The organism is Pseudomonas sp. Pseusp16 (assembly GCF_047324915.1).
GTDB lineage: Bacteria > Pseudomonadota > Gammaproteobacteria > Pseudomonadales > Pseudomonadaceae > Aquipseudomonas > Aquipseudomonas fluorescens_CD.
This window is the reverse complement of sequence record NZ_CP168522.1, coordinates 1502126-1515268: the sequence shown is the minus strand read 5'-3', so window position 1 is coordinate 1515268 and position 13143 is coordinate 1502126. Positions and strand designations below refer to the sequence as shown.

Genomic DNA, 13143 nt, shown 5'->3' with positions numbered 1-13143 from the left:
GAATTTACTTCGCCAGCAGTCACCTCGCGATAGCGCTGCGGGAACAGCGGCAGCAGACAGCCCGGAATGCCTTCGAACGGGCTAATTGTCACTCTCTGGTTGACAGTTAAACGCTTTATGGCCGCTTTTTCACTTTCCGGCACCTCATTAATCTGTGCTCACGGTGTTGCTGAGGCCGAAACCCCAGCGCCACAGCAGCCCGATCCCAAGGCATAGAAAAACTAAAACGGCTTAAAAAGGATTTGCACATGAACATCAAGAAAACCCTCGCCGCTTCCCTCCTCGCCCTGTCCATCGGCAATGCGTTCGCTGCTGAAGGTACTGGCGTAGAACACAACACCCAGGCCTTCCTCGATGCCCTCGCCGCCGGCGGTGGCAAACCGCTTGAGCAATTGAGCCCCAAAGACGCCCGTGCGGTGCTGACCGGTGCCCAGGCTTCGGTGAAGGTTGATCTGTCCGGTGTGGACGTCAGCGACAAGGCGATCAAGGTCAATGGCCAGACCATCAACCTGAAAGTGGTGCGCCCCGCCAAGGTCAAAGGCGAGTTGCCGGTGTTCATGTTCTTCCATGGTGGCGGCTGGGTGTTGGGCGACTTCCCGACGCACCAACGCCTGATTCGTGACCTGGTGGTGGGCTCCGGCGCGGTCGCGGTGTACGTCGACTACACGCCGTCGCCGGAAGCGCAGTACCCGACCGCGATCAACCAGGCCTACGCCGCGACGAAATGGGTGGCCGGGCATGGCAAGGAAATCGGTGTCGACGGCAAGCGTCTGGCGGTGGCCGGCAACAGCGTCGGCGGCAACATGGCGGCAGTCGTGGCGCTGATGGCAAAGGAGCAGAACACCCCGGCCCTGCGCTTCCAGCTGTTGATGTGGCCGGTAACCAACGCGCAGTTCGACGACGGCTCGTACCAGCAGTTCGCCGAGGGGCACTTCCTCACCAAAGGCATGATGCAGTGGTTCTGGGACAACTACACCACCAACCCGGCCGAACGTGCGCAGATCCATGCCTCGCCGCTCAACGCCAGCGCCGAACAACTCAAGGGCCTGCCTGCCGCATTGGTGCAGACCGCCGAATTCGACGTGCTGCGTGACGAAGGCGAAGGTTACGCCCGCCACCTCGATGCGGCCGGTGTGCCGGTGACCTCGGTGCGCTACAACGGGATGATTCATGACTTTGGCCTGCTCAATCCGTTGAGTCAGATTCCCGAGGTGAAGGCAGCCGTGCGGCAAGCGGCGGCGGAACTCAAGACCCATCTGAACTGAGTGCAACCACTAGCCACACCTCTGGGTGTGGCGATTTTTTTGTGCCCGCAGGAGTCCACCCCATGAGCATTTTCTCTGCCCACCTGTTGTCCTGGAGCGCCCTGCTGCTGGTGCTCGACGCTCTGCTCTGGCACCTCGTCCCATTCAAGCATCGTGCGCCACGGGTTGGTGTGCGGCTGGTGCTGTTTCTGGCGTTCAGTTCGCTGATCATCAATACCGGCGTCAGTCCATTGCAGGCGCCGTTGTTTGCCGATGACCAGGTGGCGCAACTTGGCGCGACGGCGCTGGGGATTCTCTGGTGGCTGTACGCCGCACGGGTGCTGACCGAGGTGTTCGGTCTGGTGCTGATGCGCCGCATCGGCCACAGCGGCCGTTTGTTGCAGGACGTCATCGGTGCCTTGGTGTTTCTGGCTTCCATCGTCGCCGCCGCCGGCTATGTGCTGGATCTGCCGGTCAAAGGTCTGCTCGCGACCTCTGGCGTGTTTGCCATCGTCGTCGGTCTGGCGCTGCAGAGTACGTTGGCCGACGTGTTCTCCGGCATCGTGCTCAACACCACCAAGCCGTATCAGGTGGACGACTTTGTCGTCATCGATGGCGTCGAGGGCAAGGTGCTCGACATCAACTGGCGCGCCACGCACCTGTTGAGCAGCGCCGGCACGATGGCCGTGGTACCGAACTCGGTGGCGGCCAAGGCCAAGATCGTCAACCTCAGCCAACCGAACAACCTGCACGGGGTGTCGATCAGCATCAGGGTGCCGAACCACATCCGCCCCCGTCGAGTACTCGACGCCCTCGACCGCACCCTGCAAGGCAGCAGCAGCCTGTTGCTCAACCCTGCACCCAAAGCGGTGTTGAAAGAGGCCGGCGAAGAGATGTCCGAATACGTTGCCAGCGGTTTTATCGCCGAGCTCGGCAAGAAAAGCGAAGTGCGCAATCAGCTGTTCGATCTCGCCCATCGGCACCTCGAAGCGGCAGGCATCTCCCGGCAGCCCGATGGCGTGATCGAGCCTTCGACCCGCGCCCGGGCGTTGCTCGATGAAGTGAAAGTCTTCCGTTCCCTGAGCGCCGAGGAGCGTGATCGCCTGGCCCGGAACATGGTGGCGCAGCAATACGCGGCCGGTGAGGTGGTGCTGGATCTGGAAGAAGTACCGGACAGCCTGTTCGTCATCGCCACCGGCGTGGTCAGCGCCACGGTCGCCGACGGCAGCATGCAGATTGAAGCCGGGCGCATGGGGCCGAGTGAAATCATGGGCGAACAAAGCATCCTCGCCGACACGCCGTCCCAGGCACGGTTCACTGCCATGACCTCAAGCATCATCTACCGCCTCGACAAATCCCTGACCCGCAGTTGCATGGAGCAACGACGCGAAGTCGACCGGGCGCTGAACAAGCTGCAAGCGGTCCGGCAGCAGAACAGCCGGATGGCGTTGATGGCCAAACCGGTGGCGGTCAGGAAAGGTGGCTTTCTGGGATGGTTGCAGAACCGTTAAACAACTGTCAGGCACTGACCTTGTGGGAGCGAGCCTGCTCACGAAGAGGGAGTATCAGTGACATTGATGTCATCCGACACACCGCTTTCGCGAGCAGGCTCGCTCCCACAAGTTTTGCACTTGTTTGGCGGCAATGAACGGCGCATCCGGGGACTGTTTTTCCAGCGACCCAGGTCAGGTTTTTTTCGAACATCAGAACCTCGAAAATCGCCAGCAGGTTCAAATCGGCATTGCGCAGATCGTAATGATTCCCGAGTACCGTTCCATTGTGTTTTCAACCAGGCACCCGTCTTTGGACTTTACTGAATCATAGGCACTCAAAGGAGGGAATTAACAACGTTTAACTCGCCAGCCAAAGCCTTGCGACCAAAAATCAAACCCTCGATGCAAGATTGTTTTTCCAAAAGGGATGGTGCCGCCCCACCGCACTGTGCTCCAGAACACACCCATCAACACGGACATTTGTCATGGCCCATGTTCAGCACAACAACACCTGCGTGTCAGCCACCCAAACGCGAAAAGCCATCACTGGTGGTCTCACTCCCTGGCGGGAATGCCTGGTCAAACAATTGATCCTCGACCGCCTCAGCGCCCCCCTGGAAGTCACCGAACTGGCACGGGCCTGCGCGATGTCCCGCAGTCATTTCTCCCGTACCTTCAAGTGCAGCACTGGCCTGTCGCCCCAGGACTGGATTCGTTGCCAGCGCGTCGCCCGGGCCAAGCAACTGATCGAGAAGACCAACCTGACCCTGACGCAAATCGGCCTGGAATGCGGCTTCTGTGATCAGGCGCACTTCAGTCACATTTTCACCCGCAGCGAAGGCATTACGCCTTTCGCCTGGCGCTGTCGGGCGGTGCGATCCGCACCACCTACCGCAACGCAAGCCGCCTCCCTCACTAACCGTTCAAATTCACGTCCAATGATCAAATCGAGCGGCAGGACCGCTCATTTTCCGGGGTGACGACCGTGAATCACCCCAGCACTGGAATGCCGCCCATGCAAGGGGTGTAAACCGGCGCGGGCCCGAACGCCTGCGCCAGGGGCAGAGCCAATCAAGCTTGAAGGAAAGTCAGCAGGTCGGCGTTGAGCTGATCCTTGTCAGTATCAGTTAGCCCACGGGCACGCCAGGGTGGACGAGCAGTTTCGAACCCTTGACCCGTTTGAGATACCGTAGGTTTCGATCGGTACGATCTTGTCAGCACCGAGGAAATCAGCCGGCCGTGACCCGGGTGTGCCCGTAGCCACTGTGATAGACCACCACGTTGCTCGCTGGTTTGTCCTTGAGATGGGTTATATCCATTTGCAGGAGCGAGTTTTGGGTGCAGACCGGACGCAGGACGAGTTAATTTGTGCTGGTGTTTGTGTCCGGTCTTGATCAAAACCAGCGTCCGTTCCAACTCGCGCTGCACTGGGACGACGAAGCTGTAGCCGCGCTGGGGAAAGTTGACAGTGCAGGGCCACCCGTTCTGGCCTTCGACGAGAGCCCGTCGCAGGGCGGCAATGTGCACGCGCGGATTGATATCCCCGACCACTGAAGTTGGCCAGACGTGAGCAATCATTTCGTCCTTGCTTACCACGTTGCCTGCGTGTTCGATCAGCACCCGGGGGATATCCAGTGTCCGCCCAGGCTCCCGTACCTCCATTGTCAAGAGTTCAGAGTATCCTGGCAGGCCTTGAGTGGAACTCGCTGGCCTCCAGCAGATTTCTGCCGCAGTCAATGAAGTGGCCTGGCAGCTGAATAGCCGCTCTCGGAAAACACTAAACTACGAAACGCCTGCTGAACAATTTAGCCAATCCGTTGCGTCGACCGGCTGAGTCCACAGGCTATTTCGGTCGGTCGTGACCGTCGAAATCGGCCGAACGCGGTCCGCCTCTTTTCTCGCCAGACAAAGGTTGCGACCGCAGTTCCGATTGTTTTCCACCATTACCGTACAACCTGCAAGCTGCCTCATGCACCCATTTCGGGGCGCCCCTCCAAGAGGTCCCCTTCGACACTTTCCATGGAAAGGGCTTCAAGCAGTACCTGCTCCAGGATGGCAAAAAAACATTTGATGTGAGCCTGTTTCAATGCCTGCGGCCGGGTCACCAGATAGACCTCCATATCTGGAAGCTGGAGATCCGGGAACAACCCGATCAGATCCTTCGCCAGAATTCTGGGCAACACTGCCACGCCCATTCCTCGCCTCACCGATTCGAGCTGAACCGCGAACGAGCTCACGCTGATCTGCGTGCGGTCCAGACCCGAGGCCTTTGCCATGCGCATTTGAGGCAACATGTCCAGCGGAGGAAGCAAGGCAATATTGGCCGCAGTGGCCGGAGTCAGCCCTGGAAACCGCTTCAGATAACCTGCATCGGCGAATACACCGTAAGCGAGCCTGCCTATGGAGCGATAAATCAGCGACGGCTCGCCCAGATGAGTCGTGCGTACAGCAATGTCTGCGACTCCGCGGACGATCTTGTGAAAGTCGGCTGTTATCAGCAACTCCACCGAGCATCGCGGATGCAGAGTGGTGAAGCGACTCGCGGCCTCCAGCACGCAAGACGAGAACCCCTCTCCTGCACTGACCACGACACTGCCAGATAGCTCTGTGTCTGGTTCGGACATGCCCGTAACGGTTTGACGCCTCAAGCCCGCTTCTGCAGCCAAGGCAACGTCCACGAGGGATTGGCCTCGCGGGGTCAACCTGCATCCTTCAACTCCCCGCTCAACGAGTGGCTCGCCAAGTGCGCCTTCAAGTTGGGTCAGCCGTCGCGCCACAGTAGACGCAGCGACCCCCAGCAATTGACCGGCCTGGAGAAAGCTGCCACGTCGCGAGACTGCCAACAGCAGGCGAAGATCGTCCCAGTTTGCTTGCAAAGCCATGCTTCATATCTTCCCTGATCCGCAAATTTGCAAATCCATTATGCAGCAGTCGCTGTTTTTCGGCAGAGGTGTCAACGGTATATCTACACCCCCTCGAAAAGAATGGAATGGACTGTATGACTACTGGCCCCAACGACTATGCGGCACGCGCCGCCAGCGCCTTTAATCGCCGAGACCTGGAGGCGATGCTTGCGCTGGTTTCCGAAGACTTCATCTACTTCGATGGCATGGGGATACAAACCGGTCGCGAGGCCATGCACAAGCGAGAGCGCGCATTACTCGAAGCGTTCCCCGATGCCAAGGTGATCTTGAGCCCATTTATCGTCACCCACGATCGTTTGGCACTGACCGCCTTCCTGACCGGCACCTTCGCTGCACCATTGGTGCTGTCGGACCGGGTGATTCCACCCCATGGACGCCACATTACCGTGTACTACGCCGCACACTTCACCTTCAAAGACGGCTTGGCCATACGCGAAGAGGTCTTCTTCGACAGTGCGGTATTGATGCCGTCAACCGATCAGAGTGAGGGGTGACACATGCATAACACATTCGTCACTGGCGCGACCGGCTTGTTGGGCAACAACCTGGTACGTGAACTGGTCGCTCGTGGCTGCGTGGTCAAAGCCCTGGTCCGTTCAAGAGCCAAAGGTGAACAACAGTTCAAGCATTTGCCGGGTGTGGAACTGGTCGTTGGTGACATGGCCGATGTCGATGCGTTCGCAGCGTCGCTACAAGGCTGCGATACGGTGTTCCACACCGCAGCGTTCTTTCGCGACAACTACAAGGGCGGCAGCCACTGGGAAGAACTCGAAAAGATTAATGTGTCAGGTACACGGAGCCTGCTTGGTCAGGCCTACCGCGCTGGTATACGACGGTTCATCCATACGTCTTCCATCGCCGTGCTCGACGGCGCTCCCGGCACGTCAATCGATGAAACCTGCCTGCGGGCCGACGCCGACGCGGATGACTACTACCGCAGCAAGATACTCGCCGACCGTGTCGTCCTGTCGTTCCTGGAAGTCCATCCCGAGATGCATGCCTGCATGGTCCTGCCTGGCTGGATGTGGGGGCCTGCCGACATTGGCCCGACCTCCTCGGGACAGTTGGTCAACGATGTCGTACGCGGCAAATTGCCCGGACTGATCCCCGGTAGCTTCTCCGTTGTCGATGCCCGCGATGTGGCATTGGCGCAGATTGCCGCCGCCAGAGATGGGCGTCGAGGCGAGCGCTATCTCGCGGCGGGCCGGCATATGACAATGCGTGAACTGGTGCCCGCTCTTGGGCGTATCGCAGGCGTCAAGACACCCGTTCGACAACTGCCGCTGCCCTTTCTGTACACCTTGGCAGTTGTGCAGGAGATCTACGCGCGTATTACCGGCAAGCCCATTCTGCTGAGCATAGCCACGTTGCGCCTGCTGGTACGAGAAAAGGACCGCACCCGTTTCAATCACGGCAAGAGCGAACGAGAGCTTGACCTGAGTTTCCGGGCGCTGGAGCAAACAATCACCGACACCGTGGCGTGGTACCGTGATCACGGTTGGTTTGATACACACCAGGACAAGGACGTAAACAGACCGTGAGCAGAAAAATAATCCTGATGCGTCACGGCCAGCCAAAACTGGTCGCAACCGACAAAATATCAGCGCTCGATATGAAAGACTGGATCGAACAATACGACCGCTCCGAAATTACCAATCAACCCGTCCCGGATGCCAGCATGCAGCTCGCCGCAACCGCCACGGTGATTGTCTCAAGCAACGCGCCTCGTGCGCTGACTTCCGTCCAGGCTCTCGGCCTGAAGCCCGCCCTGGTCGACGCGCTGTTCTGTGAAGCTCCACTGCCTTATGGTCACTGGCAACTGCCACGGCTATCGCCGTTTACCTGGGCATTTATCCTTCGGATCTTATGGTTGTGCGGTTACTCACGCCGAGTCGAATCCGTCGCCACTACGAGAATGCGCGCCGGCACGGCAGCTAAACGGCTTCAGTCCCTTGCCGGCGAAGGACCGGTTCTGCTGCTCGGTCATGGGTTTATGAATCGAATGATCGCCAGACAACTGGAGGCAGATGGATGGACTCGCCAAAAACGTAACGGCAGCCAATATTGGAGTGCGACGGTGTATCAAAATGGCGGTATTTAAGAGGTGAGAGTTTCTGTTCTACAGAGCTCGGTGCTCCCCTTCAAAACTGACCGGGCCGAAATTGGTATGGTTGTAATGGCATGCGAACGTTCCCGACAGGCACGTTCGAGCGCCTCACTACCGGGTTGGTTTCCCACAGAAAAACACAACACGACCTTCCTCATGAGCCCGTAATAACTCAGCAGCGATGTCTGGCCCATTAGCAACAAACTGCATTCCCTTGCCCCCTACCAACAAACCGTTAGCGCCGATGATTTTCATGACCCGTTTCAGGTTGCAGGCCTCTTCCGAAAACTTCTCGCACGCTTAAGCTTCGCAAACTATCACCATTCATTGCTCTGTTAGCAGAGTGCGCAAAAAACAAAATGATTACACCAAGCCACTTCGTGACCGCTTGGTCTTCATCGTGAACGCCAAATTTGCATGTGTCGATATCAGGCAAGAAGGTGGCGCGAACAGGTAACTGAATCGTCGGACAAGCCGAGTAAGGTGGCACTGCTTTTCATCGAAATAACCACATCGCGATGATGGGTTTGACAAGAACGGCAGCGCTTGGAGGGCGCCGTTTTTAGGAGGGGGACAATAGCCCCCCATCAGCACGCCTGAATGTCGTTCACCAGAGAAAAAAATAATGATCAGCCCGAGCTCCAAGGATTCGAGTGGCCAATTGGCGCAGGGCTTCAAGCCACGTCACTTCACCATGTTGTCTATCGTCGGGATTATCGGCTCCGGTTTGTTCGTGGGCTCAGGACATGCCATTGCGGCGGCTGGCCCGGCCGTCCTGCTGACCTATCTGTTCTCTGGCTTGCTGGTCGTTCTGGTCATGCGCCTGCTCGGTGAAAGGTCGTGGCGATCATTGGTTTCATCGGTGTGGGTTTTGCCGTGTTGATAGGCTGGGTTCCCGATCGGGAAGTCAGCGGGTTGAGCGGCCTGATGGCCGAGCACGGCGGGTTTGCTCCCAACGGCCTGTCGGCGGTAGTCGGCGCCTTCATCTCCATCATGTGATGCTTCATCGGGACCGAGGCGGTGACCATCGCCGCCGCCGAATCATCCGTAGTGCATGGGTTTACTCAATAAGATCACGCAGGAGATTTGACGTGCACATTGGTGTTCCTCTCGAAACCCAGACCGGTGAAACACGGGTTGCTGCAACCCCGGAAACCATCAAGAAGCTGATCAGCCAGGGTCATAAGGTCACTGTACAAAGCGGCGCCGGCGTAAACGCCAGCGTTGTCGACAGTGCCTATGCAGCGGCAGGCGCAACCATTGGCAGCGCCAATGACGCGTTTGGCGCAGAGCTGATCTTGAAGGTGGTCGCGCCCAGCGACAGCGAGCTGGCGCTGATTAAAAGCGGCACCGTTGTGGTGGGGATGCTCAACCCGTTCAGCAACGAAACCATCGCCAAGCTGGCCGAGTGCGGGATTACCGCCTTTGCCCTGGAGGCGGCGCCTCGCACCTCCCGCGCCCAAAGCCTGGATGTGCTGTCCTCGCAAGCCAACATCGCCGGCTATAAAGCCGTGTTGCTGGCCGCGCACTACTATCCGCGCTTCATGCCCATGCTGATGACCGCTGCGGGCACCGTGAAAGCGGCGCGCGTGCTGATTCTCGGTGCCGGTGTGGCCGGTTTGCAGGCTATCGCTACCGCGAAGCGCCTGGGTGCGGTGATCGAAGCGTCTGACGTGCGTCCGGCGGTAAAAGAGCAGATCGAATCCCTCGGCGCCAAGTTCGTCGACGTGCCTTACGAGACCGACGAAGAGCGTGAATGCGCCGTGGGTGTCGGCGGTTACGCCCGCCCCATGCCGGCCAGCTGGATGCAGCGCCAGGCCGCGGCCGTGCACGAACGCGCCAAGCAGGCTGACATCGTCATCACCACCGCACTGATTCCGGGCCGCAAGGCACCGACGCTACTTAGCGCGGAAACCGTGGCCCAGATGAAACCGGGTTCGGTGGTCATCGATCTCGCGGCAGCCCAGGGCGGTAACTGCCCGCTGACCGTGGCCGATCAGGTGGTCATCGAAAATGGCGTGACCATCGTTGGCCCGACCAACCTGGCTGGCGCCGTGGCGGCCGATGCTTCGGCGCTGTATGCCCGCAACCTGCTGGACTTCATGAAACTGTTGTTCGATAAAGAAGGACAACTGGTGATCAACCTTGAAGACGATATCGTCGCCGCGTGCCTGATGTGCCGCGACGGCCAGATCGTGCGCAAGAACGGCTGAGGATAAAAACAATGGAAGACATGCTGATCTCTCACGGTATCTACAACCTGATCATCTTCGTGCTGGCCATCTACGTCGGCTACCACGTGGTCTGGAACGTTACACCTGCACTGCACACGCCACTGATGGCGGTCACCAACGCCATCTCCGCCATCGTGATCGTCGGCGCGATGCTCGCCGCCGCTCTCACCGTGACGCCGTTGGGCAAGACCATGGGCACCCTGGCTGTGGCCCTGGCCGCGGTCAACGTGTTTGGTGGCTTCCTGGTGACCCGCCGCATGCTGGAAATGTTCAAGAAAAAAGCGGCTCCAGCAAAAGCTCCGGCAGCCAAGGCCGAAGCAATCAAGGCTGAGGTGCAGCAAGCATGAGCATGAACCTGGTAACTTCCCTGTATTTGATCGCCTCGGTCTGCTTCATCCAGGCGCTCAAGGGCCTGTCGCACCCGACCACGTCGCGGCGCGGCAACCTGTTCGGCATGCTCGGCATGGGCCTGGCGATCCTCACCACGGTCGGCCTGATCTATAAATTAGGTGCCGAACTGGCTCACGACGGCATCGTCTACGTGATCGTCGGCCTGCTGATCGGCGGCACTGTCGGCTCGATCATGGCCAAACGCGTCGAAATGACCAAGATGCCCGAGCTGGTCGCCTTCATGCACAGCATGATCGGCCTGGCCGCGGTGTTCATCGCCGTGGCTGCCGTGGTCGAGCCACAGTCGCTGGGCATCGTCCAGCAACTCGGTGACGCGATCCCGGCCGGTAACCGCCTGGAGCTGTTCCTCGGTGCCGCCATCGGTGCAATTACCTTCTCCGGTTCGGTGATCGCGTTCGGAAAGCTTTCCGGCAAGTACAAGTTCCGCCTGTTCCAGGGCGCACCGGTACAGTTCGGCGGACAGCACAAGCTGAACCTGCTGATGGGCCTCGCCACACTGGGCCTGGGCGTGACGTTCATGCTCACCGGCGACCTCACCGCTTTCGGCGTGATGCTGGCGCTGGCCTTCGTGCTCGGCGTGCTGATCATCATCCCGATCGGCGGTGCCGACATGCCGGTGGTGGTGTCGATGCTCAACAGCTACTCCGGCTGGGCAGCGGCGGGCATCGGCTTCTCGCTGAACAACTCGATGCTGATCATCGCCGGCTCGCTGGTCGGTTCGTCCGGTGCGATCCTCTCGTACATCATGTGCAAGGCGATGAACCGCTCCTTCTTTAACGTACTGCTCGGCGGTTTCGGCAATACGGCGGACGCAGGTCCGGCAGGCGCCAAGGAGGCCCGCCCGGTGAAATCCGGTTCGGCCGACGACGCCACCTTCCTGCTGACCAACGCCGATACCGTGATCATCGTTCCAGGCTACGGCCTGGCGGTAGCCCGGGCCCAGCATGCACTGAAGGAACTGACCGAGAAGCTGACCCATCGCGGTGTAACCGTGAAGTATGCGATCCACCCGGTGGCCGGGCGTATGCCAGGGCACATGAACGTGTTGCTGGCCGAGGCGGAAGTGCCTTACGACCAGGTGTTCGAGATGGAAGACATCAACTCCGAGTTCGGTCAGGCCGACGTGGTGCTGGTGTTGGGCGCCAACGACGTGGTCAACCCGGCGGCGAAGAACGATCCGAAATCGCCGATTGCCGGCATGCCGATCCTCGAAGCCTTCAAGGCCAAGACCATCATCGTCAACAAGCGCTCGATGGCCAGCGGCTATGCCGGCCTGGACAACGAGCTGTTCTACCTGGACAAAACCATGATGGTGTTCGGCGACGCTAAAAAGGTCATCGAAGACATGGTCAAAGCCGTCGACTAACCCGCGCTCGATGGCTAGCGGCTGCGCCCGCCCTGCTCTACCTGAACGAAGCCAGGATGTTTTTCGGTAGCACCAGGGAAGTCATCGAAGACATGATCAAAGCTGTCGAGTTAGTCCTGCTTCAACGCAACAATGAAAGTAATGCGCCTTACCCTATCCTGCGAGCGTTACGCTTTCGCAGGATAGGGTGAAGATTTATAGACGAACGCTGGCGAAGGTTGATTCGTTACGTGCCTGGCCCAACGCCGACAACGGCCCGGACAACGGCGACAGCACCAACGCTTGCGGCAGCGGCATCATCGCCACTTGCTGGGTAGTGTTGGACCCTACGCGTTCGTCACGCGGCGGAATGCCGAAGTACTCGCGGTAGCACTTGGAGAAGTGCGGCGTGGACACGAAACCACAGATCGACGCCACTTCGATGATCGAAATCGGCGTTTGCTTGAGCAACTGCCGCGCACGGATCAGGCGCAGTTTCAGGTAGTAACGCGACGGCGAACAGTGCAGGTACTTCTGGAACAGGCGTTCGAGCTGACGACGGGACACCGCGACATACACCGCCAGTTCGTCGAGGTCGATCGGCTCTTCGAGGTTGGCTTCCATCAGCGCAACGATTTCCTGCAGTTTTGGCTGGTTGGTGCCGAGCATGTGCTTGAGCGGCACGCGCTGGTGATCCTGTTCGTTGCGGATGCGCTCGTAGACGAACATTTCCGAAATGGCCGCCGACAGTTCGCGACCGTGATCGCGGCTGATCAGGTGCAGCATCATGTCCAGCGGCGCGGTGCCGCCCGAGCTGGTGAAACGGTTACGGTCGAGGGTGAACAGACGGGTGCTCATGGCTACCCGCGGGAAAGCTTCCTGCATCGCCGCCAGGCATTCCCAGTGCACGCTGCAATCGAAGCCGTCGAGCAGGCCGGCGCAGGCCAGGGCCCAGCTGCCGGTGCACACCGCGCCGAGGCGGCGGGCCTGACGGGCCTGGCTTTGCAGCCACGACACGTGTTCCCGGGTAACCGTGCGCTGAATGCCGATACCGCCGCAGACGATGACAATGTCCATTGGCGGGGCTTTGTGCATGGAGGCGTCGGGGGTGATCTGCAGGCCGTCACTGGCCCAGACCTGACCGCCATCGACGGTGAGGGTGGTCCAGCGATACAGCTCGCGACCGGACAATTGGTTGGCCATGCGCAGGGGTTCCACTGCGGAGGCCAGGGAAATCAGCGTGAAATTGTCCAGCAGCAGAAAGCCGATGGATTGAGGCGCACGGTTCTGGGGTTGGGCCCCGGAGTTGAACGTCGTCATCGCGGTATCTCCTCACACAAAGCGGGTGAATGGCCTCAGGCGAAGGCTCTTTTTATTCTCCCGTC

Annotated in this window: 11 protein-coding genes and 2 pseudogenes; 10 read left to right on the top strand and 3 right to left on the bottom strand. The window is 59.4% G+C overall.

What is annotated here, in order from left to right; translation table 11 throughout:
- Nucleotides 1-248: 248 nt before the first annotated feature.
- From ACEN8Q_RS06590 to ACEN8Q_RS06580, 3 genes are all read left to right on the top strand, one after another.
- Entirely contained in the window at nucleotides 249-1265 is a 1017-nt protein-coding gene (locus ACEN8Q_RS06590; RefSeq protein WP_413704771.1) for an alpha/beta hydrolase, read from the top strand.
- Nucleotides 1266-1327: 62 nt separating this feature from the next.
- A complete protein-coding gene (locus tag ACEN8Q_RS06585; RefSeq protein ID WP_413424228.1) occupies nucleotides 1328-2755 on the top strand; it encodes a mechanosensitive ion channel domain-containing protein in 1428 nt (475 codons plus the stop codon).
- A 467-nt stretch (nucleotides 2756-3222) separates the two neighbouring features.
- Nucleotides 3223-3717, top strand: a complete 495-nt coding sequence (locus ACEN8Q_RS06580) for a helix-turn-helix domain-containing protein (protein WP_413704770.1) — start codon at nucleotides 3223-3225, stop codon at nucleotides 3715-3717.
- A gap of 517 nt (nucleotides 3718-4234) precedes the next feature.
- Here ACEN8Q_RS06580 and ACEN8Q_RS06575 read toward each other — a convergent pair.
- Both ACEN8Q_RS06575 and ACEN8Q_RS06570 read right to left on the bottom strand, forming a co-directional pair.
- Nucleotides 4235-4315 (bottom strand): annotated as a pseudogene (locus tag ACEN8Q_RS06575) (hypothetical protein); the annotation flags it as partial.
- 389 nt (nucleotides 4316-4704) lie between these two features.
- Nucleotides 4705-5619 carry a LysR family transcriptional regulator gene (locus ACEN8Q_RS06570; protein ID WP_413424224.1) on the bottom strand — a complete coding sequence of 305 codons (915 nt, stop codon included), beginning with the start codon at nucleotides 5617-5619 and terminating at the stop codon, nucleotides 4705-4707.
- A gap of 116 nt (nucleotides 5620-5735) precedes the next feature.
- Here ACEN8Q_RS06570 and ACEN8Q_RS06565 point away from each other — a divergent pair, with 116 nt between their 5' ends.
- The 7 genes and pseudogenes from ACEN8Q_RS06565 to ACEN8Q_RS06535 all read left to right on the top strand — a co-directional run bounded on the left by ACEN8Q_RS06565 (nucleotide 5736) and on the right by ACEN8Q_RS06535 (nucleotide 11779).
- On the top strand, nucleotides 5736-6155 hold the full coding sequence (locus ACEN8Q_RS06565) for an ester cyclase (protein WP_413424222.1): 420 nt from the start codon (nucleotides 5736-5738) through the stop codon (nucleotides 6153-6155).
- 3 nt (nucleotides 6156-6158) lie between these two features.
- The gene (locus tag ACEN8Q_RS06560; protein WP_413704769.1) at nucleotides 6159-7202 is read left to right on the top strand and encodes an SDR family oxidoreductase; all 1044 of its coding nucleotides are present in this window, start codon (nucleotides 6159-6161) and stop codon (nucleotides 7200-7202) included.
- A 17-nt stretch (nucleotides 7203-7219) separates the two neighbouring features.
- The gene (locus ACEN8Q_RS06555; RefSeq protein WP_413424340.1) at nucleotides 7220-7762 is read left to right on the top strand and encodes a histidine phosphatase family protein; all 543 of its coding nucleotides are present in this window, start codon (nucleotides 7220-7222) and stop codon (nucleotides 7760-7762) included.
- A gap of 631 nt (nucleotides 7763-8393) precedes the next feature.
- Nucleotides 8394-8764: pseudogene (locus tag ACEN8Q_RS06550) on the top strand (hypothetical protein); the annotation flags it as partial.
- A 95-nt stretch (nucleotides 8765-8859) separates the two neighbouring features.
- Nucleotides 8860-9981 carry a Re/Si-specific NAD(P)(+) transhydrogenase subunit alpha gene (locus ACEN8Q_RS06545; RefSeq protein ID WP_413428893.1) on the top strand — a complete coding sequence of 374 codons (1122 nt, stop codon included), beginning with the start codon at nucleotides 8860-8862 and terminating at the stop codon, nucleotides 9979-9981.
- Between the two features lie 11 nt (nucleotides 9982-9992).
- Nucleotides 9993-10349 carry an NAD(P) transhydrogenase subunit alpha gene (locus ACEN8Q_RS06540; RefSeq protein WP_008064823.1) on the top strand — a complete coding sequence of 119 codons (357 nt, stop codon included), beginning with the start codon at nucleotides 9993-9995 and terminating at the stop codon, nucleotides 10347-10349.
- The gene (locus ACEN8Q_RS06535; protein ID WP_413428892.1) at nucleotides 10346-11779 is read left to right on the top strand and encodes an NAD(P)(+) transhydrogenase (Re/Si-specific) subunit beta; all 1434 of its coding nucleotides are present in this window, start codon (nucleotides 10346-10348) and stop codon (nucleotides 11777-11779) included. The genes ACEN8Q_RS06540 and ACEN8Q_RS06535 overlap by 4 nt, the downstream gene beginning before the upstream one ends.
- A 195-nt stretch (nucleotides 11780-11974) precedes the next feature.
- Here the strand turns inward: ACEN8Q_RS06535 and ACEN8Q_RS06530 are convergent, their stop codons facing one another.
- Nucleotides 11975-13078, bottom strand: a complete 1104-nt coding sequence (locus ACEN8Q_RS06530) for a GlxA family transcriptional regulator (protein ID WP_413704768.1) — start codon at nucleotides 13076-13078, stop codon at nucleotides 11975-11977.
- Nucleotides 13079-13143: the final 65 nt, after the last annotated feature.